The sequence below is a fragment of the Burkholderia sp. GW821-FHT14F03 genome, assembly GCF_058803765.1.
In genome coordinates, this window is record NZ_JBXAPG010000145.1 from 1 (window position 1) to 683 (window position 683).

Here is a 683-nt window from a genome sequence, read left to right on the forward strand (position 1 = left end):
CTGGCCCGGTGGTGGTCGCATCATGGGGGGGACGGCGGCACGCGTTTCGTCAACATGTACGGGATTACGGAAACGACGGTGCACGTCACCTATGGAGAGATTCTCGATCCGGAGAAGGCGCACCGGAGCGTGGGCGATCCGTTGGGGGATCTCCGGGTGTACCTGCTGGACGCGAGCGGGCAGCCGGTGCCGCCGGGTGCGGCGGGGGAAATCCACGTGGGGGGCGCAGGGGTGGCGAGAGGCTACCTGGGGCGGGCGTCGTTGACGGCGGAGCGATTCGTGCCGGACGCGTTCGGAGGGGGAGCGGGTGCCCGGCTGTATCGATCGGGGGATCTGGGCAGGCGCCGTCGCGACGGCACGCTGGAGTATCTGGGGCGTATCGACCAGCAGATCAAGCTGAGGGGATACCGGATCGAACCCGGGGAGATTGCGCAGTCGCTGCGGGGATGCGAGGGGGTGGCGGACGCGCATGTCGAAGTCAGGACGGGAGCGGACGGCGATCCGCAGCTGGTGGCGTATGTCGTGCTGGATGAGGGGGCGCGGTGGCAGGGCGCATCGGCGCTGCGGGAGGCGATGCTGGGGCGTCTGCCGGCGCACATGGTGCCGCAGCAGTGGGTCCGGCTGGAGGCGATGCCGCTGACCGCGCACGGCAAGCTCGACCGGCGCGCGCTGCCCGCGCCTTC

Annotated in this window: 1 protein-coding gene; it reads left to right on the forward strand. The window is 70.6% G+C overall.

Annotated elements, in window-relative coordinates:
• Positions 1-54 precede the first annotated feature (54 nt).
• Positions 55-683: AMP-binding protein (locus AC1RQF_RS33425; protein ID WP_492874416.1), on the forward strand; the 629-nt coding region annotated here is incomplete at its 3' end.